This is a genomic window from Sideroxydans sp., from assembly GCF_054604835.1.
On record NZ_JBTSFG010000008.1, the window covers coordinates 22,515 to 45,674 of the forward strand.

Here is a 23,160-nt window from a genome sequence, read left to right on the forward strand (position 1 = left end):
AAGCTTCAGATCTTCTTCGGCCAGCTTGTATTTTTCCAGAATCTGGGCCATATCCAGTGCCTTCTTGACCACGATCAGTTCGACCCGATGGATGCTCTCATACTTGTCCGCAATGTTCTTCAGCAGTACATCGAGCTTTTTCTGGTCGAAAGATAACCCATCAAATCCCCATAGCCGCGCGCTGATCTAAGTGCAGCGGCACCCCACGCGGTTTCCTCCTTGGAGCGGTTGTCCGACGTCAGCCCGGAACGGGCTGCTGTATCTTGGCGAGCTGCGCGTACGGGCTGACATCCGACAACCCTTAACCAAAGCTGCCGCAAAGACATCTTCTGAACATGTCCGGTATATAGCTGCGTCTTCAGTCACACGGGGTAGATGACAATCCGAACACCAAAACATCGTAAAAAGAATGAAGTACAATTTTAGGTAATGTAGGCCAAGTGGGCTAAAGAACGGCGTTTGCGTTCGGATTCGACCAGCCCGATGGCATATCCCACCAGCCTCTCGGTCATCATTTCACGCGCCCGCTGCCCCTCGATCAGCTTCGGGGCGAAATTATCAAGTTCCATTCGGTTATGGAAATAGAAGGTCGCCAAACAGGTCAGCGCGATGGTCATGCAATCCAGCTCCGTGTCCGGCTTCTCCAAGCCGAACTCGCGGCACAGCATCGTCTGCAGCTTACCGAGACTGGGGAGTAACGTCCGCATCATGGCATCGTCCAGCACGCCACTTGGCTCGACAACTTCGCGCGCGTGCAGCCGCATGAACAATTGCAGCTTCGGGGCTTCTTCAGTTCCCACCGGGAAAAAACATTGGAAAAAAGCGCGTAGCCCGTTTTCTAACGAGACATGTTCTATGTCTAGCGTATTAAATGTATTGCACTCGTTCAGGAAAGTCAGGCGAAACACCTCGCGGTACAGTTCGGCCTTGTCGCCATAGTAATAGTGGATAGAGGCCAGATTGACCTCGGCGCGCCGACAAATTTCGCGTGTAGTCGCTGCGTGGTAGCCGACTTCAGCGAACACCTCTGTCGCCGACCGCAGCAAACGCCAGCGCGTCTCTTCCTGCGCGGTCGGATGCTGTCCCGGCAAGCACTGCGCGGCTTGCACTAACAGGGGGCTGGATTTTGTTTTAGCGCTCATGTTCGTTCTGGGATCTTTGCAAGAACATCCCCTTTAGATGCACAATTTTCGGAGTGTTTACGCCCGGTTTTATCTAAGTCTCCATCAACTCCTTTGACTCAAAGAAGCGTTGGGATCTTCGCACAAACATGCACGCAGTTCTATTAACTGGTGCTTTCCAAACATGGCTATTCATCATCATCAAACTTTTGGCGCGGCGGGTTGCCGTCGTACACCAAGTTCTGTCGGTGCATTAAATATGCATCCCGAATAAAACTGTAGCGATTGATGATCGCATCATCCAGCACTTTCTCTTGCTCCAAAAGGCCGGCACGTGTGTCCAAACCTTCAAGCGCCCAAGCGCTATTACGCGTCGGAACATGCTTGGTGTTGCTGATGACACTAAGGTAGCTATCCGTGTAGCGTCCAGTTCCATCGCGGATAGAACTCGGCCCCAGAATGGGCAATACCAAATATGGGCCACTCGGCACTCCCCAGTAGCCGAGCGTTTGGCCGAAATCTTCGTTGTGTTTTTCCAGGCGGTCAGTGATGTTTATCAAGCCGAACAGACCAAAAGTGGAATTGAAGACCACGCGTGCACCATCGCTGGCAGCTTGCTTGAATTTCAATTGCAGCAGGTCGTTAGCGGTAACCACCACATCGTCCAGATTGGAAAAGAAGTTGCCTACCATGATCTTCACGGGACTGGGTACGACCTTGTCATAACCCTGTGCAACCGGTTTGACCACGGCCTGGTCAAGCTTGTCATTGAACTTGTATACACCACGATTGAACGATTCGAACGGGTCTTCTTGTGGCGTGCTTGCAGTGGAATTTATGGTGCCGCAACCTGCCATTAGCAGACTTGTTAGTAGCATGTACATCGCATTAAAGCGATCACTTTTGGCGTGGTGAACACAGGGCATTTTTAACTTACTCCATTCTAATGACCAACGGTAGTCGCATCGACAACACAGGTCGGCTTCGGTGCCAGAAAGATGAAGAACTGGCGGGATACAGTCCCGCCTTTCTAGACGAAAGCGCGGTTGGAAGAATTAAGTCCGCTCGCCGTTCGACAGACCAGAGACATGCCGCTTTGGGGTTTCTGATGTTTCCGCCCCCCCCTCTCCCACGCGCAGGAGAGGGGCGGAGGATTCTTCTGAGCTTCCCTAGTTCTGCTTGCTTTCCTGCCAGCCGCCGCCCAGCGCCTTGAACAAATCGGCCACCGCCGCGCGTTGCGCGCGCTCGGCTTCGAAGCGGTTGAGGTCGGCCTGCAACTGATTGCGCTCGACATCTAGGAATTCCGTGCGGCTGCCGCTGCCCACTTGCAGGCGCAATTCCGCCTGCTTGCTGGCCGTGGCCAGTGCCTGGCTGCGCATGGCCTCCGCCTCCAGCACCTTGCGCGCGGCCGACTGCGCAGCCAGAGCGTTACGCACGTCGCCGAAGGCGGCAGCAACCGCCTGCTGGTATTGCAGCAACGCCTGGTCGCGGCGCGCCTCGCTGGCCTTCACGTTGCCGCTGATGCGGCCGGCATTGAAGATAGGTTGGCTGATACCTGCGGCGAACTGGAAGATGTCGGCGGGGCCGGTGAACAGCTTGGCCATGTCCACGCTCTCGCTGCCCAAGTAGCCGGTGAGGCTGATGGAGGGGAAATATTGCGCACGTGCTTCGCCGATGCGCGCGTTCTGCGCGATGAGCTTCTGCTCCGCCGCTTTCAGGTCGGGCCGTCGCAGCAGCAGTTCGGCGGGCAGACCGTCCGGCACATACACCGCGTTGAGCGTGGGCGTGCCGTGCTCCAGTTGCACGTTCATCACCTCGCGCGGCGAGCGACCGAGCAGCAGCGCAAGTGCGGTCTCCTGGCGCTGGCGTGCCAGCTCAATGTTGGCAAGCTGCGCCTGTGCCGTAGCGAGTTCAGCCTCGGCCTGATGCAGCTGGAACTCGGAGATCACGCCCAGTTCGAGACGCCTCTTCTCCATCACCAGCCGCTCTTCACGGTTGACCAGCGCGCGCTTCACCGTGTCTTCCTGCGCGGTGAAAGCCAGTAGTGCGAAATACTGCTGCGCCACCTGCGCGGTGAGTGTCAGGCGCACCGCATCGCGATTGGCCTCGGCACCGAACAGCTCTGCACGCGCCGCCTCGGAACTGCGGCGGTACTTACCCCACAGGTCGAGCTCGTAGCTAGCGTCCAGCGTGGCGCGCGTAGTGGTGTTGATGCGCGGTGCGGTCGCCGGGCGCGGGAATGAACCCGCGAGCGTGGCTTGGTTGCGGGTCTTGCTCAGGTTGGCGCTCACGTTCGGATACTGCGCGGACTCCGCGACATCGAGCTGAGCGCGCACTTCGAGCACGCGCGCTATCGCCACCTGCGCGTCGGCGTTGTGGGCCAACGCCTCATTTTCCAGCTTGTCGAGCACCGGATCGGCATACAGATTCCACCAGCGTTCGCTCGCCGCCTTGGCGGCTTTATCGCTGGCCTGCTGCGCCGCCCATTGCTCGGGCAGCTGCATCTCGGGGCGCTTGTAGTCCGGCCCGGCCGAGCAGGCGCCCAGCAATGCGGCGGAAACCAGCACCATGAGTTGTTTGTTCATACGCTTGTCACTCATGGTCTTGCTCCTGCGGAATGGCTGGTTTAGTGGGGAAAAGGCGGCTGATGACCACGTAGAACACCGGTATCAGGAACACCGCGATCACGGTCGCCGCGATCATGCCGCCCATCACGCCGGTACCGATGGCATGGCGTCCGTTGGCGCCCGCGCCGGTGGAGATGGCCAGCGGCAGCACGCCGAGGATGAAAGCAATGGAGGTCATCAGGATGGGTCGGAAGCGCAGGCGGCATGCTTCCAGCGTGGCCTCGACCAGCTCGTGTCCTTTTTGTTGCAGCTCGCGCGCGAACTGGATGATCAGGATCGCGTTCTTCGCCGACAGACCGATGATAACGATGAGGCCGACCTTGAAGTACACGTCGTTGGGCAGGCCGCGCATGGTGACTGCGGCCAGCGCACCGAGGATACCGATCGGCACAACCATGATGACAGCAACCGGCACGGTCCAGCTTTCATAAAGCGCGGCCAGACACAGGAACACCGCGACCAGCGAAAGACCGAACAGGAACGGTGCCTGCACGCCCGAACTGCGTTCCTCACTGGAGGTGCCCGACCATTCGAAGCCGAAGCCGGGCGGCAACTGCGCAGCCACTTCTTCCATCGCTTTCAGTGCATCACCGGTGCTACGCCCCGGTGCGGGGCTGCCAGCGATTTTCACCGAGGGGATGCCGTTGTAGCGGTCGAGCTTAGGCAAGCTGACCGCCCAATGCGCCGAGGCGATCTCGGACAGCGGCACCATGCCGCCCTGCGCGTTGCGCACCGGGATGCGTAGAATCCGCTGCGGCGTTGACCGCACGCCCGCTTCGGCCTGCATCTGCACGCGCAGGATGCGGCCCTCGCGCACAAAGTCGTTGATGTAGGCGACGCCGAGCGTGGATTGCAAGGTCTCGTTCAGATCGGCCATCTCAATGCCCAGCGCGCGCGCTTTCAGGCGGTCGATGTCCAGCTGCAGCTGCGGTGCGGGCTCCTGACCTTCCGGGCGCACGCCGACCAGCGCGGGATGCTGGCTGGCGATGCCCAGCGCCATGTTGCGCGCTTCCATGAGTTTCTCGCGCCCTTGGCCGGAGCGATCCTGCAGGCGGAAATCGAAACCGCCAACAGCAGCCAGCTCGGGAATGGGCGGCACGTTGATGGCGAAGATGAACGCCTGCTTGATGCGGAACAGCGCCATGTTGGCCTTCTTCACCAGTGCGGGCGCGGAGCTATCCTTGTCGGGACGTTCATCCCAGTCCTTGAGGCGCACGAAGGCGATCGCCGCGTTCTGCCCGCGACCGAAGAAAGAGAAACCGAGCACGCCGATGACATGATCGACCTCTGGCTGCTTGAGATAGAATTGCTCGACCTGCGACAGCACTTCCTGCGAACGCTCGCGCGAGGCACCGGCCGGCAGCTGCACGATGTTGATAAAGTAGCCTTGATCCTCTTCCGGCAGGAAGCTGCTGGGCAGATGCAGGAACAGCCAGCCCATGCCCGCCAGCAGCGCGGCGTACACCAGCATGTAACGGCCGGTACGCTTTACTACGTTGGTCACACCCGCTTTGTAATGCTGTGTTGTGCGATTGAATAGGCGATTGAACCAGCCAAGGAAGCCCGACTTCGGCACCATCTCGTGGCCGGCATCGTTACGCAGCAGCGCGGCACACAGCGCCGGCGTGAGCGTCAGCGCCATCAACAACGAGAACAGGATGGTGAGGATCAGCGTGACCGCGAACTGTTTGTAGATCGCGCCGACTGCACCGCCGAAGAACATCATCGGTACGAACACCGAACACAGCACCAGCGTGATCGCGATGATGGCGCCGAAGATCTGGCTCATCGCCTTGCGCGTGGCTGCGCGCGGCGACAGGTTCTCTTCGGTCATGATGCGCTCAACGTTCTCCACCACCACGATGGCGTCGTCCACCACGATACCCACCGCCAGCACCATGGCGAACAGCGTCAACGTGTTGATTGAATAGCCCACGGCATACAGGCCCACCACCGCGCCGATCAGCGCGACCGGCACCACGATGGCGGGGATGAAGGTGGCGCGCAGGTTGCCGAGGAATAGCCAGATGACGAGGAACACCAGCACCATCGCTTCCGCCAGCGTCTTCACTACTTCGCTGATGGAGATCTCGACGAACTTGGAAGTGTCATACGGCACCAGCCAGTCCACCCCCTTGGGGAAAAACTTGGACAATTCCTCCATCTTGGCTTTCACCGCTTTGGCTGTGTCTAGGGCGTTGGCCGAAGGTGACAGGCGGATGGCGATGGCCGAGGCAGGCTGACCGTCGATGCGCGCGGTGATGGAATAATCCTGCGCGCCCAATTCCACGCGCGCCACGTCCTTCACGCGTACGGTGGAACCATCGGGGTTGGCGCGCACGATGACGTTGCCGAATTCATTGGTTGAGGACAGGCGGCTCTTGGTGACAATCACCGCATTCAGCTGCTGGCCGGGCAAGGCGGGCAACTGGCCGAGTTCGCCGGTGACCAGTTGGGTGTTCTGTGCCCGTACCGCGCGGCTGACATCGCCCGGCGTCAGGCCGTAGGCATGCAGTTTCTCCGGCTTCAGCCACAGGCGCATCGAGTATTCGGTGCCGAACATCATCGCCTCCCCCACACCCGGCACGCGGCGGACACTCTCCAGCACATTGGCGGCGGCATAGCTGCCGAGCGCCACGTTGTCGCGGCTTTTGTCCGGCGAGATCAGCGCGACGATCATGAGGAAGTTGCGCGCCGATTTCACGACGGTCACACCGACGCGGCGAACTTCCTCGGGCAGGCGCGCCTCGGCGCGCTTGACGCGGTTCTGCGTTTCCACCGAGGCCACGTCGAGATCGGTGCCCGCCGCGAAGGTCAGCGTGATGGTGCCGATGCCCTGTTCGGAGGACGACTCCATATAGAGCAGATTCTCAATACCATTGAGTTCCTGTTCCACCAGCGCAACAGCGGTCTCCTCCACCACTTGTGCCGATGCGCCCGGATAGGCGAGCGTGATGGCCAGGGCGGGTGGCGCGACTGCCGGGTAGGAGGCGACCGGCAAGTTGCGCAGTGCCAGCACACCGCTCAACAGGATAATGATGGCGATGACCCATGCAAAGATGGGCCGGTCGATAAAGAATTTTGCGATCACGGTTTACCTCTATTTCTTCTCGGCTGGAACGGGAGCTGCGTCCGCTACAGTTTGCAGCGGCACCGGTTTCACCACGCTGCCGGGACGAGCTTTCTGCAAGCCGTTCACGATCACCTGCTCGCCTCCCTGCAGACCGGAACTGATGACGAAATCGGTGCCGGCCATATTGCCGACCTTCACCGGGCGCGGACCAACCTTGTTTTCTGCATCTACCACCATCACGAATTGGCCCTGCGTGCTCATCATTACCGCACTCTGAGGCACTCTGATGGCGTTTTCGGCCAGCGCTTCGGGGAAGCGGATGGTCACGAACATACCGGGCAGAAGTTCATGCTCGGGATTGGGGATCTCGGCGCGCATGGTGACGCTGCCCGTAGACGGATCGGCGGCCATGTTGGTGAACAGCAACTTGCCTGGCAGTGGATAGATGCTGTCGTCTTCCAGCACCAGTTCGATGCTGGTTGATGCGCTGCGTTTGAGGGCGCCTGATTTGACCGCTTTTTGCAGACGCATGATGTCGGACTCGGTCTGGGAGAAGTTCACATACAGTTTGTCGGTCTGTTCGATGGTGGCAAGTAGCGTCGCCTCACCACGCCCGACCAATGCACCCTCGGTCACCATCGAAAGGCCAATGCGACCGGAGATCGGCGCCGGCACGCGGGTGTTGTCCCAGTCTTCGCGCGCTTTCGAATAGGCCGCTTCGGCTTGTTTGAACCTTGCCTCGGTCTGGTCGTATTCTTGCTGACTCACCACTTTAGCTTCGAGCAGTTGTTTAGCGCGTTCAAGGTTCTGTTTTGCCAGCGACAGATCTGTTTGGGCCGCTTCGTAATTGCTGCGGTAGTTGCCGACGTCGATCTGATACAGCGGCTGACCTGCCTTCACGTCACTGCCTTCCTCGAACATTCGTTTCTCGACAACACCCTCCACGCGTGCACGCACCTGCGCGGTGCGGTAAGCGTGCAAGCGACCGGGCAGTTCGTTGGTGAGCGTCACTGGAGCAGACTTAACAATGATCACCCCGACTTCGGGCGGGGGCGGTGCCGAGCCGGCGACCGGTTTCTTCGGCTGTTCGCCCCCGCCGCAGCCGCTCAGCAGCAGCAGCAGCGCCAGTGTCAGGCTGCTCAGCGTAGTTCCAGTGAAGATTTGCGAGTTGTTGCGTGTCATGTCGATTCTCCGTTCCTGTGATCGGTGGCGATTGCTGTTGTGATTCATTTGACGTTCACCCGCTGCAGTCCAGCGAGCGAAAATTCGGCGATGTGATTGGCTGTCGTTTCGATCTCGTCAGCGTCGTATTCCAGCTCCGGATACACGTGCCGGTTTATTTCCCGCGCGTTTCGGTAATAGGTGCACTGTCCGAAGATGCTGAACACACAGAGGCGCACCTTCCCGGGCGCGACCGCGTCGCCCACGATCTCGCGCACCAGCCCAGCCAAGTGTTCGTGCAGCGGAACCATGATCTCCCTGGCGATGCTGTCGAGCGCCGGTGACGGCTCCAGCAGTTCGCGCATGATCAGCTGGCTGTGTGGCGTGCAGCCGCCATCCATCAGGCGGGTCATGAATTCACGAATGAAGCGGGTCAGGCGCATCTCGGCGCTGTCCCCCTCGCGGCTCGTCCCGATCAGGTTCACGATCGGCTCCAGTTCCAGGGCGGCCATGAACAGCGCTTCCTTGCCGTTGAAGTGATAGTTCACCGCCGCGACGTTGACCTCGGCGCGGCGACAGATCTCGCGCACCGTTGCGCCCTTGAAGCCAAGTTCGGCGAACACTTCGCGCGCAGCGGCCAGCAGCCGGTCGCGTGTGGTTTCCTGGAAGTCGGTCGAGTTTTGCGGTGTGTTCATTTCAGCCCTGCTCTGATTGCGAATTCAAACTAGCGTATCAAACACTTGCTTAAATTGCAATCAAAGGGATGCCAGCAACGGCATCAGGGCACCGTCTTACTCGGGGGCTTTCGGGGAAAGTGCGTGTTAATACAGCTCGTTTCGTCTGGAGCTAGCGATCTGGACGGCCAGTTGCACGGCCTGCTTGAGCGGCAAGTCTTTGAGCACGAGCTTCAAGATACGCTCGGTCTCGGCATCTATCGCGCCAGTTTCCAGCGGGGCGCCGGAAACCAGCAGCACGAATTCGCCGCGTAGGTTGTTTGGGGGCGCTGTTGAGCCAGACCAGCGCTGCGCTGGCAGCGATGGATGGCTCTCGAACAGTTTGATGATCTCGGGCTCCTCCCCGAACACCGCCTGCAGACCTCACATGCGGCGCTTAGTAGAACACAAGGGATAGAGATGTTCTGCCAGCGCCTGCAGTGCGGTGCGCGCAGCCCGGAAACTGACAGCGCCGTTACTGCAGCACTTGTGCCGAGGATGACGTGGAAACCAGCCGCGGCATGGCCTCGACCAAGCCGATCTCCAGGGTGAATAAGCGATATGGTCCTTGCCACCTATACCGGCCAGCGGCTTTCGGAAAGTCCCGGCTAATTCGCCGTCAGGCGTTTGGCAATCTGGGCGACATGCCGCCCCTGGAAGCGTGCGATCTCCAGTTCATTCTCGCTCGGCATGCGCTTGCCATCGCTACCGGCCAGGGTCGAAGAGCCGTAAGGCGAGCCGCCGGTGATCTCCGTCATCACTGTGAGGCCAGTGCAGGAATACGGCACGCCGACGATCACCATGCCATGATGCAGCAGCGTCGAATGAAAGGAGGTAATCGTCGTTTCCTGTCCGCCGTGCTGCGTGCCGGTGCTGGCGAAAACGCTGCCGACCTTGCCGATCAACGCGCCGTTCATCCACAGCTTGCCGGTCTGGTCCAAAAAATTGCGCATCTGGGCGGCCATGTTGCCGAAACGGGTCGGCGTGCCGAAAATGATTGCGTCGTAATTACCCAGCTCTTCGGTGGTTGCGATGGGCGCCTTCTGGTCCAGCTTCACGCCCATGGCGCGAGCCCGGTCTTCGGGTATGATTTCCGGCACACGCTTGATCACTGCCTCCACGCCGTCCACCTGGCGCGCTCCCTCGGCGATGGCATCCGCCATTATTTCGATATGCCCATACATGCTGTAATACAAGACGAGTGCTTTTGCCATGACAAGACCTCCTGTAGTTTGAGTATTAACGTGACCAGAAAACACAATTAACACATGCGATACATCGGCAGTTGCGGTACGGCGATGAAACCCGGCAGGCCAGTCTTAACCGGTGATGCTTCACCGGCTTGAATGCCGCGATAGTCCGGACAACCTGCGCTCATACGACACAGCGCGCGGCGGAATCAACTGGAAACATACTATAACCAAAGCACACCGTTAACAATAATCCAAATACCATATTCGCCCGGCCGGATGCAGTGCTCAACGGAAGCGGCGCTATTTCCGCATGGAGGGTGATGGACGGTGAACTTTTAATTCGTGGTAAACCGTGGTCCCCTATTAGCCATTCCCGCGCGCCGGTCGAGCGCTAGCCTAGTGCCGGTTTCACTGTCGGCGCACACGCGGTGCAGCAGCGCCAGTGGCCGTAGCGGATGCGGGAAATCTGGGCGCGCCGCCCGGCGCACCCAGACCATCTAGCAACGCAGGCGTTGGGCATAGCGCCCGATTGGCATGAAGTTGAACTTTACATCAGCTGGTGGCGCTATCGGATCGTGACTTCGTGGGGCTGGGCGAATCGTCGCTTCCTGCCGCGCTCATCCAGGCAAACATGGACGCGCGCATCGCATCTTCCACCGACATGTCGATCGGTTGCGTCCAGTCACGCGGCACAAATACCGTGTAGCCGCCGATCATGTAACCCATCGGCAGATAAACTGCCACGCGGTCACCTTGCAGAAAGCCCGCAGGCAGGTCGTCTACATGCTGGCGCGTGATCAGTCCCACTATTTCGACATCCTGCCCCGGCATTTTGAGGATCACCACCATTTGCTGGGCGGATTTGCTGCGCTGGGGTGAAAAATAATCGGCGAAATTTTTGAGTGAAGAATAAATGCTTTTGACCACAGGAAGGTTGGTGAAGGGTAGCTCCACCAGTGACAGCAGCTTTCCCGCACCGCGTTGCGACACTACAAAACCGAGTAAAAGTATGAGCGTGACCCCCAGCAGCAAGCCCATGCCCGGCACATAAAACTTGCCGATGAATGGCCGTATCGCCTGCATAGACACCGACTCGCTCCAGCGCAGGAACATATAGAGCAGATAGACCGTTAGCCCGAGTGGCAAGGCGGTAATCAAACCCCGAAAAAAATACTGGTAAATGAGTTTGGTCAATTTTACTTCCTAATAGGGTTGAGCCTGTATTTCAATGTCGTCCGCCTAACAGTAGGCATGCCAGTGCCTGAAACGGCCCGCAAGGGCTGAATCCGGACCACAGATTCAGCCTTATGGCTATGGGGGTTTGTTCGGTAAAGAAAGTGGCCATGCAGGCTTCAGTCCCGTGGTTCATAGCCGTTTACAACCCTGTCGCCCAATGGTTAAGGATAGGAAATTCAACCAAACGTGTCCAAGTGTCCATGACCGCCGCACTGCGGTCAATGCCGATTTTGTCATTAAGAAAATCCGAATCTCACCTCACCCGCACGCGTAAAGGCAAAAATCCTTCCACCGCGCACTGAAAATTCTCCCCGCACCCGCCCGAACGCCCCCCCCCATGGGGAAGAATACTTTCCCGTCACCAGGCGATACGCTGATCGTACTCGAACTCCGGTATAGGCTGGGCGGTGGAAGCGCGCCACGGTGAGACCGAACGTCACCGATCCCGGCCGCGATGCCCTGCTCGAACCTTCCTTAATGCGATACTTTGGTAACATCGCTGCAGTCAATAAATCCCGGCAGCCATCAACTACAAGAAAGCCAATGTGAGAAAAATTATCCTGCCTCTTAGCCTCGTTATCCCTCTTTCTGCCCGTGCTGCCAATGTAGGTATGGAGCCGATCCCCGACCTACCCCTCAGTACGATTCCACCATTGGCAACGACGGAAGCAAAGCCGTCAACGCCGGTCTGGGAATTCTCGGTGGGGGGTGCAGTTTACGCGCCGCGCTATGAAGGCGCTGCCAATGATCGGTTGCGTTTCATGCCGAAGCTATAACGACGGCCACTTCTTCATGAGCCTGCTGCGCGGCATAGGCTACAATTTTTCCGAAGTGAGGAATGCATAGTCCGACGCAGCAACCACGCACCCGCGGTATCGAGCGCGGATATCGCCGAGCCGTCGATCGCCAGGTCTCCCTCGCCGGGCCAGGAAAGAACTTCCAAGCGCCTTTCGAGCCGGGCGATTCCCTGCACGGTCCATGCCCCCGCGCAGCGCACTTCGACAGCCGCCGTAGCGGACACCGACTCCGACTCGATCACCAGTTGGGCAATTTGCTCGTCTGTCATTGTCTCGGCAACTCCTGAGTGGACAGTGCTCGCAACGTAAGGCGCAGAAGGGGGAGTCCGTCCGTAGTTGGACGGAACCTCGGAAATTGAGAAACGCGGATCCGGCCGGCATCCCGATTTGATGCGGTTGGCCGCATGAAGCAGACATTGAGAGCTCTTGCTGATTGTCGGTCACTGTACGATTCATAGCGAGATCCTTTGCAAAAAGCTGGCCATCGAGGCTAGCTTTTCTGAACTGATAAATTATGGTCATCGGGGGGATGCATCAGAACAATGCTTTTGGCCTGGGCGCAAGAACACAAAAACCATCAACGCAATGAGGCTAAGGCAAGCAGCCACAAAAAAAGCACTCGCCGGATGCAACAACCACAACGCCCCAGCGATCAGCGATGCAGGTAGGTAAATGAGGCCGGTCACAAAATTGTAGAGGCCGATCGCAGACGCACGCCGCTCCAACTCGATATCTGCGATAAACGCTTTGCTTTGGGCTTCGTCGATTGAAAAGAACACGCCGTAGACGATGAACAAGACGATGATTTGCCATTGCATGGTCGCAAAAACGAAACCGATGCACATCAGAAAATAAATCAGGTAGCTCAACATGATCATACGTGCCCTTCCAACGTGATCGCCTAGCTTGCCTATTAGAGGTGCAGCAACGACAAATGCGATATTGAATAACGCATAAAGCAACACGATGTCCTTGACTGCAAAACCGACGCTGTGCGCACGCAACAGCAAAAATCCGAAACTGAAATAGGCCAGTGAAAACAGGCCTGCTGGAACAAGGTAGCGCTTAAATTCCGGGCTGAGGGTCTTCCAAGATTCAAACATGTTTTCGCGTTGGTGCTGAACTCCCGGCTGATCCTTGATAAGACTCAAGACGACGATGCTGAGCAAGGCGGGAACGAGTGCAACCCAGAACAAAATTCGGTAAGTCGAGACCCCCTCCCCAAGCCACAATAGCAGTCCGTACGCCACCAATGGACCAAGAACTGCACCAGACTTGTCGAGAGCCTTGTGCACTCCGAATGAATATCCCCTTGTGTCTTTGTCAGCCACTGTGGAAAGCCACGCATCACGCGGCGGTCCGCGGAAGCCCTTGCCCAGCCGCTCGATGACGCGAAAGATGCTCAGGCCCATAACTGAGCTGGAGATTAGCAAAATAATCTTGGCCAGCGTTGAGAAAGCATATCCAGAAAAAGCAAAAATTTTGCGCTTTCCAGTTCGATCCGACAACCAGCCAGCAAAGTAATTCAACGAGGACGCCGACAAGTCGGCAAATCCTTCTATCATGCCAAGCAATGCCGCCGATGCCCCTGCGATCGTAGTAAAAAAAATCGCGAAGACGGAAAAAATCATCTCAGAACTAAGATCCGTCAATAAGCTCACAAGACCCAGCTTGAGTACGTCAGGATTTACGCCAAATTTCTTATCTATAGGGTCATCAGATGACATAGGGTCTTCATGGCCACGCTAGCGGCTCGCGCTCTGTTCGATAGGATGTTATAAATAAACATATTGTATTCATAATTCCATCGTTTCGGGACTGCACCCTCAGTAATTCAACGCGGTAACTAATTGGTCAGCGCATCAAGCCATTTGGCTGATGCTCTTTCGAAAATGTGCCAGAGCGGCGACGAAAAACACCGCGCCGATAACGGTCAGCGCAAGCACTTGTGGCCAAACCACATCGAAACCGGCGCCGCGATAGAGGATGGCCTGGGCGGCTGCAACAAAGTGCGTGGTGGGCGCAACTTGCATGATGTTCTGCGCGAGGACTGGCATGCTCTCGCGCGGCGTGGCGCCGCCCGAGAGCATCTGCATCGGTAGCAATACCAGCATTATCAACAGCCCGAATTGGGGCATGTTGCGCGCCAGCGTCGCCATGAAAATACCCATAGACGTGGTGACGAAAAGGTGCAATGTGGCGACGATCAGGAACAGCGTCACCGAACCCTCAATCGGCACCTTGAGCGCCCACTGCACGATAAAGTTTAGCGAAAATGCGGTAGCCAGCAAAACGACCAGCCCCATAGCCCAGATCTTGCCCAGCATGATCTCGGCGGGGGTGACAGGCATCACCAGCAGGTGTTCGATGGTGCCGTGCTCGCGCTCGCGGATCAGCGCGGCGCCGGCCAGCACGATGGACAGCATGGTGACGTTGTTGATGATCTCCATCAGCGAGCCGAACCAGGCCCGCGTCAAGGCCGGGTTAAAGCGCATCCGCAAGGCTAGGTCGACCGGTGGCGCGGCACTGCCGCGATAGCGCTGGACGAATTCGTTGATTTCGCCCATCACGATCTGCTGGATGTAGCCGCTGCCGGTAAAGGCCTGGCTCATGCGCGTGGCATCCACATTGAGCTGGATAGCGGGCGTGCGCCCCGCCAGCACGTCGCGCTGGAAGTTCGGCGGAATATTGAGCGAAAAGGTATAGAGCCCCGCATCCAGGCCGGTATCGACCTCGGGCAGCGTTACTCGCGTTGGCGGCATGAATTCCGGCGTGCGAAGAGCAGAGGTGATGCGTGCCGATAGCGGCGAGTCGTCCTCGTCGACGATCGCGATCGGCACATTGCTCAACCCTTCCGGCATTGCAGTTGCGGCGATGTAGACCTGAAAGGTGAAGCTGTAGGCGATCAGCACCAGCATGATCGGGTCGCGCAGCAGGCTCCACAGCTCCTTGATGCCCAGACGGTAGATGTTGGACGCTCGGCTCATCATCATTTCTCCTGCTTTTTCAACAGGACGATCGACAGGCCGAGTATGAACAGAGCCGCCAACGCCATCGGCACGAATGCCGCTTGCAGATCGGCCATCCCCAGCGCCTTGTTGAACACGCCGCGACTGATGGTGATGTAGTGCGTGGCAGGGTAAATTTCACCGATCACCCGGCCGACACCTTCGAGCGTCGAGACCGGGTTGATCATGCCGGAGAACTGGATGGCCGGCAGCATGGAGCCAATCATGGCAAAGAACATCGCCGCGATCTGGCTGCGCGTAAAGGTGGAGGCGAACAGACCGAAGCCGGTGGAGAAACCGACATAGATCAGCGTCGCCAGCGTCAGGGTCAGGAAGCTGCCCTTGACCGGCACGTCGAACAGGGTCACGGCCAACAGGGTCAGCAGCAGAAAATTGAGCATGGCCAGCACGATATAGGGTAGTTGCTTGCCAATCAGGAATTCGCTACGCGTCACGGGTGTGACATAGAGATTGATGATCGAGCCCAGCTCCTTTTCACGCACTACGGATAGCGCGGTAAGCATGGCCGGGATCATCAGCAGCAACAGGGGAATGACGGCCGGCACCATCGCCGGCATGCTCTTCACATCAGGGTTGTAGCGAAAGCGTGTCTCGATGCTGGCCGCACCGGCGGTAATGTCCTGACCGAAGCGGGTTTTGGCGATATCGATCAACCAGCCCTGGTGCATGCCCTGCACATAACCCTGCACGGTTTCTGCCCGCTGCGGCATCGCGCCGTCGATCCAGGCACCGATCTGCACCGGGGTGCCGCGCTGTACATCGCGCGCGAAACCCGACGGGATTTCAATGGCCAGCGACAGTTCGCCACTGCGCATGCGCCGGTCGAGGTCGGCATAGTCGGCAATCGGCGGCCGCTCGACGAAATAGCGCGAGCCGGAGAGGTTCAAGGCATAGTTCTGGCTGAGGCTAGTCTGGTCGCGGTCCAGCACGGCGTAGCTAAGATCGTTCACATCCATGGTGATGCCGTAGCCCATGATGAGCATCAGGATCAGGCTGCCGAACAGCGCCATCACCAAACGCACCGGGTCACGCCGCAGTTCCAGCGCCTCGCGCAGGGTATAGCTGAAAGCGCGCGCAAAATCGAAGCCGCGGCGCCGCATCCGCGGGTGCGCCGATATGCCTTGAGGCGCGGCGGTCACGGTGTCGGGTATCGCCTCTGCTTCGACCGGGGCCGCGTCCTTCAAATAAGAGATAAAAGCTTCTTCCAGCGTCTTGGCACCGCGCTTTTTGACAATCTCCCCTGGCGCATCGCTGGCCAGCACCTGACCGTCATTCATCAGCGAAATGCGGTCGCAGCGCTCGGCCTCATTCATGAAGTGGGTCGAGATGAAGATCGTCACCTTGTCGGTGCGCGACAGATCGACAAGGAACTGCCAGAAGGCATCGCGTGCTACTGGATCAACACCCGAGGTCGGTTCGTCCAGGATCAGCAGCTCCGGCGCATGCACCAGCGCTACCGCCAGCGACAGGCGCTGGCGCATGCCGAGCGGCAATTTGTCGGGCATGGCATCCGGCACGCCGTCCAGCCCAAAACGAGCCAAAAGTTCGCTTACCCGCGACGGGATCGCCGATTCCGGCACGCTGAACAGGCGCGCATGCAGCACCAGGTTCTGCTCGACGCTGAGTTCGGAGTACAGCGAAAATGCCTGCGACATATAGCCGACGCGCCGACGCGTGGCGATGTCGCGCGCGTCCGCTTTCTGCCCGAACAACCAGGCTTCGCCCTCGGACGGCGGCAAGAGACCGGTGAGCATTTTCATGGTGGTGGTCTTGCCGCTACCGTTGGAGCCGAGGAAGCCGAAAATCTCGCCGCGGTGGATGCGGAAGTTGACGCGGTCGACCGCCGTGAAGTCGCCGAAGCGCATGGTCAGGTCGCGCGCCTCGATGGCAACATCCTCGCCATCGGCAAACGGCGGCACCACGACTGCCCGATGGCCGCGTTTTTTTTCTTCCGGCAGCAGCGCGATGAAGGCCGCCTCCAGCGTTGCAGTGCCGGTGCGTTCGCGCAGTTCCTTGGGCGACCCTGTGGCGAAAATCCGGCCCGCGTCCATCGCCACCAGCCAGTCGAAGCGTTCGGCCTCCTCCATGTAGGCGGTCGCCACCATCACGCTCATGCCCGGGCGTGCCTCACGGATATGGGCAATCAGCGACCAGAACTGAGTGCGCGCCAGCGGATCGACACCGGTGGTGGGCTCATCGAGAATCAGCATATCCGGGTCGTGGATCAGTGCGCAGCACAGTCCCAGTTTCTGCTTCATCCCGCCGGACAGTTTTCCTGCCGGACGATCGAGGAAAGCGTGGAGGCCCGTCGCTTTCGTCAGTTCATCGATGCGCCGTCTGCGTTCACCCGCATTGTGGCCGAACAGGCGGCCGAAGAATTGCAGGTTGTCTTCGACCGACAGGGCCGGGTAAAGATTCTTGCCCAAGCCCTGCGGCATGTAGGCAATGGCGGGGCAAACCCGGTTGCGGTGGCGTGCCGCACGCATATCACCACCCAGCACCTCGACCTCGCCTTGTTGCACCGCACGCGCCCCGGAAATCAGCGCCATCAGGCTGGATTTACCGACACCGTCCGGGCCGATCAGGCCCACCATACAGCCGGCAGGAATCTCCAGATCGATGGCATTCAGCGCCAACGTCTTGCCGTAGCGCAGGCTGACGCTGGTAAGGCGTGCGACTGGCACGTCGCCATGAATTGGACGGATTATCACTCAGCTACTTTCACCGTGAGCGATTGAGGCCATTCGGCCTGTGGGTTCAACTTGAGCCAAGCCACCCCGGGCAAGCCGGTTTTAATCTGCTTTACATGCCGCTTGAGTAGCTCCGGGGCGATGCGGGCTTTGACTCGAAACATCAGCTTCTGGCGCTCGCTGGCGGTTTCCACCGTTTTTGGCGTGAATTGCGCAACGCTGGCAACGAAAGAAATTTGAGCTGGAATGACGTAGCCGGGCGCCGCATCGAGCAGGATGCGCACCTCGCTGCCCAGCGCGACCTTGCCAGCCACCGTTTCCGGCAGGAAGAAGGTCATATAAACATCGCTCAAATCCACCATGTTGAGCACCTTGCCGCCACCTCCAAGCACCTCGCCGGGCTGGGCGACTCGGTACTGTACGCGTCCATCGAGTGGCGCCTTGAGTTGGCTGTCGGCGATGTCGGCTTCGATGCGCGCGATGGTCGCGCCCAGCGCCGCCACGGTCGAGCGCGCGCCGGTGACTTGGGATTTGGCTGCGGCAATAGCAGATAGGCCTGCCATCGCCTGCGCCTTCGCCGCCGTCAGCGTCGCTTCAGCGCCATTGACTGCGGCCCGCTCGTTGTCGAGTTGCTGGATGGTCACCATGCCTTTGGCAGACAGAGTCTGCGAACGCGCGAAGCGTCGTTTGGCATTATCCAGTTCACTCTCACGTTGCACCACCACGGCCTGTGCAGCGGCCAGATCGCTTTCGCGTACCTTGACCTGCGATTCAGCGCTGGCCACGGCGTTGATCGCCTGCTGCTGCTGGGCACGCGCTTCGTCGTGCTGGGCTTTGAGTACATCGATCTGCATCTGCGCCAGCACCTGACCTGCTTTTACGAAATCGCCTTCGCGGGCAAAGATTTCCACCACGCGGCCACCGTATTTTGTGGCGACGTCGATCTCTGTGGCCTCGATGCGGCCATTGCCACTGACGAAGCCATCGCCCGGCCCCGTGGGCCGCATCTTGCTCCAGCCACCCCATGCGACCAGGACAATAACGATTGCCACGGCGGCCAGAAACAGATTTTTCTTGATAGAAGCATGCATGTGGATTCCTTGCGTTTTCAATTGAAAGGACGGGTTGCCGGGGCTTGTGGCTTAACGAATTCCTATCCGCCGTCGCCTATTGTGGCATACAGGCTCACGCAGCTCGACAGCGTTTCGCGGCGCACTGTAGCAATTGTTGTTCGGCAGCGAGCAGGTCGCGCTGGACATCCAGCACTTCAAAATAAGGCGCACTGTCCTGCCGTAAGTTATCGTACCCTAATCTGTCCAAGCGCGACTGGAGGCTACGCCGCGCAGTTGTCCATAGTCAGGTACTTCTCTTTCCCCGATGGAACCGTTCATCATGTTTGTTCCTAAGGTAGTCACCGCAAATTATTTGTCAGCTTAATCGGCCAAATTCTATCTATCCGAACTGCCGCTTGAAGCGCCAGACGCCGAAGCCGAAGATCACCATTCCCAGCAGCGCCAAGCCCAGTAGCGAATCCCACAGCACATCTAGTCCTGCTCCTTTCAACAGAATGCCGTAGCCCATCTCGATGAAGTAATAGAGCGGCGAGAGAAACATCGCCTCGTGCATTCCGGCGGGCATGGCTTCCGGCGGGGTCCAAGCACCTGCTGAATTGGTTTCGATTTTCATCAAGGATTGAAAGTCCGCTTCTGGCTGCGGCTCCCTCTCTAGTGCGGGATCAAATGGATTCATCATTACAAAAATCGGCACCAGCAGTACGGCGTGGAATTCTTTTATCTCGTGGCTGTGTTCCTTTTACTAATTGTATGGAGTGAAAGTGTGGCCAGTTGCCGCTGTGTGTGCTCATAGCCGATGGCAATGATTTCCTCGGCGCGACTGAATTCCAGAAAACGGATGTGCCCAAGGGGCGGCTGGATAATGATATCAGGCTGATCAAGACCCAGACGGGATTGGGTGATGCGGACTTCCATAATGTTGATCGAGGCCAGCAACACTTCGAAAATGTTGGGTAGCGGCTCTTCTGTCGAGGCCCAGCGCGAAAACTGCGCAGAGACTGGATTGTTTCCGGCAAGCAGTTTCTGCTTGATGCCTTTCATCGACAGGCGAAAGTCGCCGCCCCAGCGCGAGAACCTGCCCGCAGCATTGTCGCTTGCGCTATGCGCTGCTTTGGTGTCCCGCAGCGGTTTCATATTCTTGCCGGAAATGATCTCGTGGTTGAGGTCGACCGCGATCACAATGTCGGCCCCCATGGCGCGGGCCACGCTCACCGGCACCGGGTTGACGAGGCCGCCATCCACCAGAATGTGCCCGTTGCTGCGCACCGGGGTGAAGATGCCTGGCACCGAGATGCTGGCGCGCACCGCCTCGATCACGTCGCCGTAGCGGATGACGACCTCCTCTCCGCTGACAATGTCCGTTGCGACGGCCGCAAAGGGCTTGGCGAGCATTTCGATGGTGTCGGCGTGAATATGAGTTCGCACCAGTTCACTGACCTTGGCACCGTCGAGCAGACCGGACTTGGGCAGTACGACATCGAAAAAGGAAGCGGTCTTTTTCCAGTCGAATGTCTGAAAAGTAGTCTCCAGGTCATCGAGTTTTCCTGCGGCATGAATCGCCCCGACTAGCGCCCCAATGCTGGTGCCTGCGATAAGATCCACCTCGATACCGGCTTCCTTGATAGCCCGGATCACGCCCAGATGTGCAAGTCCGCGCGCAGAGCCGCTGCCCAGCGCCAGGCCGATCTTCGGGCGGTTAACGGAGGAGAGGGGCTGTCTAGTCATCGCGGTCACTCCCGATTCGCCCTGTTGCTCCTCCAGATCGATAGCAGCAGCCATACGCCACCGACCGCCGCGCCGAGATAACCGAGCAGGCCGAAGAAAGGCAGGCCCAGCAAGGTTGGGCCGCCGGGCACGGTCATGACGATGGAAGATCCGATGATGAGTGCAGCGATAACAATGCCGACCACCAGCCGGTTGGCGGCGCTGTCTAGCTGGTTGCCGACATGCTTGAGATGCGTAACATCGATATGGATCTCCAGCCGCCCGCGCCGTGCGGCGCGCAGCAGCTGGGAGAGGTCGCGAGGCAGACCGGCCATCAGCGCGAGCACTTCGCCCGCCGTCCGCCAGCCGCGCCGGATAAGTGCGACCGGCGTATAGCGGGCGCGCAGCACCTGTTCCAGCAGCGGCATGGCTTCACCGGCCATATCGAAGTCCGGGTCGAGTTCGCGCCCCATGCCTTCGAGCGTGACGAAAGCCTTGACCAGCAGCAACAGGTCAGTGGGCAGCGCCAAGCGGTGCTGGCGCAGAATGGCCACCAGGTCGGAAAGCATTGCACCCAATTTGAGCTGCTTCAGCGCCACACCGTGGTATTGATCGACGAAGGCTTGGATTTCCAGCATCAGCCCGTCCTCATCCACTGCGGCGTCGCCTGTCCAGTCGAGCATCACATCGGCAACGCGCTGCGGCTCGTGCTTCACCAACCCCAGTAGCAGGAGAATCAATTGATTTCGGCGTTCCTCGGTGAGCCGCCCCACCATGCCGAAGTCGATGAAGGCGATGCGGTTTCCGGGCAGATAGAACACGTTGCCGGGATGCGGGTCGGCGTGAAAGAAGCCGTCCTCAACGATCATCTTCAACACCGCGCGCGCGCCGCGCCGGGCGAGTATCTTGCGGTTAAGACCGGCCTGATCGACAGCGGCAAGTTTGCGTCCGGGAATGCCCTCGATGAACTCCTGCACACACACCCGCTCGCCACTCCATTCCCAGTAGACGCGCGGAATGACGATGATGGCGGGCGATTGCACGGGTGCGCCTTGTTCCCCGTCATGCAGCACTGCAGGCGAGTCCGGATCGGCATAACCGGTAAAATTCTCCGCAATGCGCTCGGCATTGCGGCATTCGCCGGCAAAGTCGAGCTCACGTCGTAGCGACTGGGTGAACTGGCGCACCACTTCCTGCGGGTGGAAACTACGCAGTTCCGGGCTTTCCGCCTCGGCGAGTTCCGCCAGCCTTGAGAGCCAGCGCAGGTCGGCTTCGATGATCGGACGGATGCCGGGACGTCGCACCTTGACCACCACCTCGCTGCCATCATCCAGTCGGGCGCGGTGCACCTGTGCAATGGAGGCGGCTGCCAGGGGCTCGGGATCGAAGGCGGCAAATATTTCCTCGGGCGGCGCACCCAGGTCTTCGGTAAGTTGCAGGCAGATGTCGGCCCAAGGTGCAGCGGGCGCGCTGTCCTGCAGCTTGCTGAATTCGGCGATCCATTCGGGTTCGAACAAGTCGACGCGGGTGGCGAGCACTTGGCCGAGTTTGACGAAGGTCGGGCCCAGTTCCTCAAGCGCGCGCCGCACCCGCGCGGGCGGCGGCAGATGGGCGAACTCTTCCGCGTTGTTCCAGTGCAGCGCCCGCCCGGCCCGCTCCAAGGCATTGGCCAGCCCCATCCGTCGCACCAAATCGCCGAAGCCGTAACGGATCAGGATTGAGGCGATGTCATGCAGGCGGCCCACGTCACGGACGGCGCTGATCGCTTGCCACAACATCAACGATCCTTTGCCGATGAGTGAGGTATGGACTTGTCCGAAGATGCCGGTTGCAGACGTTCTGCAATACCTTTGAGCATTCCGGCTGCGAGGCTGGCGAGCAAGGTACCTTCATTGCGCATGAACTGTGTCCCGATTTCCGTGTGCTCACGTGCGGTGTCGGCTATGGCATGGGTCAGTTCGGGCAATGCCAGCTTGACCCTGCTGCCTACCGCCGTGCCGCTGGCGACCGCATGGTCAGTCAGATCGCGCAAGATGGACTGGGTAAGTCCAGCGGTGTTGTCGGCCGCGTCGGAAATGGTTTCGATGAACAGCAACTCCAGTTCGGCGAGGTCTGCCACAGTTTTTTTCAGCTCTCCCCTGGAAAATTCGTCGGTACGACTGGCAGCCTCCTTGATTGCCAATTGGGTCGCTTCCGCAGCAACCGCCAGTGCGTCATCCAGGCTTAAAATTGCCTCCTTCAGCGCCTGAGCACCGCGCCCGGAACGGCGGGAGTCGCCCTGCTGCGCGCCCTTCACTACAGCCGCCATCACCTGTTTGAGCGTTTCCTTGTCCAGCTTACCTCCCGAGAGCGCCTGGAGCGTGATCGCCCGCACGCGCTCGGAGACCAACTCCGTGTCGCTTTCGAAAACTGCCTGAACTTGCTGTTCGATTTCCTTTGCTGTCGGTGTCAACCCTTGTCCTTTTTCGATTGCTTGCAAATTGCGGTCTATTTCCGCCTCGGCCTGTATCCAGTCCTCCGCGATGTCCCCGCCCACGAAGCCGCGCTTCTCTGCACGAAAATAGGCAGCTTCGGCGATCATTCGATAGCGTTCCTCCGCGCTGAAGGGTGGATTTTGCTCCGCTACGGATTCCGACTTCACATTCCGGGCAGCTGTGGGTTTTGCTTTGGACATGATCTGTACTCCTATTTTATGAAGGATTGAAGAATACGGTGTGTGCCGTTACGACTGCTGCGATGAGTT

At 59.0% G+C, this 23,160-nt stretch carries 17 protein-coding genes; all 17 read right to left on the reverse strand.

Going from position 1 to position 23,160, the window contains the following annotated elements; genetic code table 11:
* Nucleotides 1–422 precede the first annotated feature (422 nt).
* Nucleotides 423–1,142, reverse strand: a complete 720-nt coding sequence (locus ACYCZ5_RS12505) for a TetR/AcrR family transcriptional regulator (protein WP_461545136.1) — start codon at nucleotides 1,140–1,142, stop codon at nucleotides 423–425.
* A gap of 167 nt (nucleotides 1,143–1,309) precedes the next feature.
* Nucleotides 1,310–2,047 (reverse strand): MlaA family lipoprotein, encoded by a 738-nt coding sequence (locus tag ACYCZ5_RS12510; protein WP_461545137.1) that lies wholly within the window; start codon nucleotides 2,045–2,047, stop codon nucleotides 1,310–1,312.
* A 243-nt stretch (nucleotides 2,048–2,290) separates the two neighbouring features.
* Nucleotides 2,291–3,721 (reverse strand): efflux transporter outer membrane subunit, encoded by a 1,431-nt coding sequence (locus ACYCZ5_RS12515; RefSeq protein WP_461545138.1) that lies wholly within the window; start codon nucleotides 3,719–3,721, stop codon nucleotides 2,291–2,293.
* A complete protein-coding gene (locus ACYCZ5_RS12520; protein WP_461545139.1) occupies nucleotides 3,714–6,839 on the reverse strand; it encodes an efflux RND transporter permease subunit in 3,126 nt (1,041 codons plus the stop codon). Before ACYCZ5_RS12520 ends, ACYCZ5_RS12515 begins: the two co-directional genes overlap by 8 nt.
* Nucleotides 6,840–6,848: 9 nt before the next feature.
* The gene (locus tag ACYCZ5_RS12525; RefSeq protein WP_461545140.1) at nucleotides 6,849–8,003 is read right to left on the reverse strand and encodes an efflux RND transporter periplasmic adaptor subunit; all 1,155 of its coding nucleotides are present in this window, start codon (nucleotides 8,001–8,003) and stop codon (nucleotides 6,849–6,851) included.
* 44 nt (nucleotides 8,004–8,047) lie between these two features.
* A complete protein-coding gene (locus ACYCZ5_RS12530) occupies nucleotides 8,048–8,677 on the reverse strand; it encodes a CerR family C-terminal domain-containing protein (protein ID WP_461545141.1) in 630 nt (209 codons plus the stop codon).
* A gap of 126 nt (nucleotides 8,678–8,803) precedes the next feature.
* Nucleotides 8,804–9,067 carry a hypothetical protein gene (locus tag ACYCZ5_RS12535; protein ID WP_461545142.1) on the reverse strand — a complete coding sequence of 88 codons (264 nt, stop codon included), beginning with the start codon at nucleotides 9,065–9,067 and terminating at the stop codon, nucleotides 8,804–8,806.
* Between the two features lie 236 nt (nucleotides 9,068–9,303).
* Nucleotides 9,304–9,909: an NAD(P)H:quinone oxidoreductase gene (wrbA, locus tag ACYCZ5_RS12540; protein WP_461545143.1), complete on the reverse strand. Its 606-nt coding sequence runs from the start codon at nucleotides 9,907–9,909 to the stop codon at nucleotides 9,304–9,306.
* Nucleotides 9,910–10,440: 531 nt separating this feature from the next.
* The gene (locus ACYCZ5_RS12545; RefSeq protein WP_461545144.1) at nucleotides 10,441–11,082 is read right to left on the reverse strand and encodes a DUF502 domain-containing protein; all 642 of its coding nucleotides are present in this window, start codon (nucleotides 11,080–11,082) and stop codon (nucleotides 10,441–10,443) included.
* 1,357 nt (nucleotides 11,083–12,439) lie between these two features.
* On the reverse strand, nucleotides 12,440–13,648 hold the full coding sequence (locus tag ACYCZ5_RS12550; protein WP_461545145.1) for an MFS transporter: 1,209 nt from the start codon (nucleotides 13,646–13,648) through the stop codon (nucleotides 12,440–12,442).
* 135 nt (nucleotides 13,649–13,783) lie between these two features.
* Complete coding sequence (locus ACYCZ5_RS12555) at nucleotides 13,784–14,914, reverse strand: ABC transporter permease (RefSeq protein ID WP_461545146.1); 1,131 nt, start codon at nucleotides 14,912–14,914, stop codon at nucleotides 13,784–13,786.
* Entirely contained in the window at nucleotides 14,911–17,634 is a 2,724-nt protein-coding gene (rbbA, locus tag ACYCZ5_RS12560) for a ribosome-associated ATPase/putative transporter RbbA (RefSeq protein ID WP_461545147.1), read from the reverse strand. Before rbbA ends, ACYCZ5_RS12555 begins: the two co-directional genes overlap by 4 nt.
* 23 nt (nucleotides 17,635–17,657) lie before the next feature.
* Entirely contained in the window at nucleotides 17,658–18,731 is a 1,074-nt protein-coding gene (locus tag ACYCZ5_RS12565; RefSeq protein ID WP_461545148.1) for an HlyD family secretion protein, read from the reverse strand.
* A 361-nt stretch (nucleotides 18,732–19,092) separates the two neighbouring features.
* On the reverse strand, nucleotides 19,093–19,392 hold the full coding sequence (locus ACYCZ5_RS12570) for an ABC transporter permease (protein ID WP_461545149.1): 300 nt from the start codon (nucleotides 19,390–19,392) through the stop codon (nucleotides 19,093–19,095).
* Between the two features lie 38 nt (nucleotides 19,393–19,430).
* The gene (locus tag ACYCZ5_RS12575) at nucleotides 19,431–20,492 is read right to left on the reverse strand and encodes a patatin-like phospholipase family protein (RefSeq protein WP_461545150.1); all 1,062 of its coding nucleotides are present in this window, start codon (nucleotides 20,490–20,492) and stop codon (nucleotides 19,431–19,433) included.
* On the reverse strand, nucleotides 20,444–22,195 hold the full coding sequence (locus ACYCZ5_RS12580) for an ABC1 kinase family protein (protein WP_461545151.1): 1,752 nt from the start codon (nucleotides 22,193–22,195) through the stop codon (nucleotides 20,444–20,446). Before ACYCZ5_RS12580 ends, ACYCZ5_RS12575 begins: the two co-directional genes overlap by 49 nt.
* The gene (locus ACYCZ5_RS12585; protein WP_461545152.1) at nucleotides 22,195–23,091 is read right to left on the reverse strand and encodes a DUF6781 family protein; all 897 of its coding nucleotides are present in this window, start codon (nucleotides 23,089–23,091) and stop codon (nucleotides 22,195–22,197) included. The genes ACYCZ5_RS12580 and ACYCZ5_RS12585 overlap by 1 nt, the downstream gene beginning before the upstream one ends.
* Nucleotides 23,092–23,160: the final 69 nt, after the last annotated feature.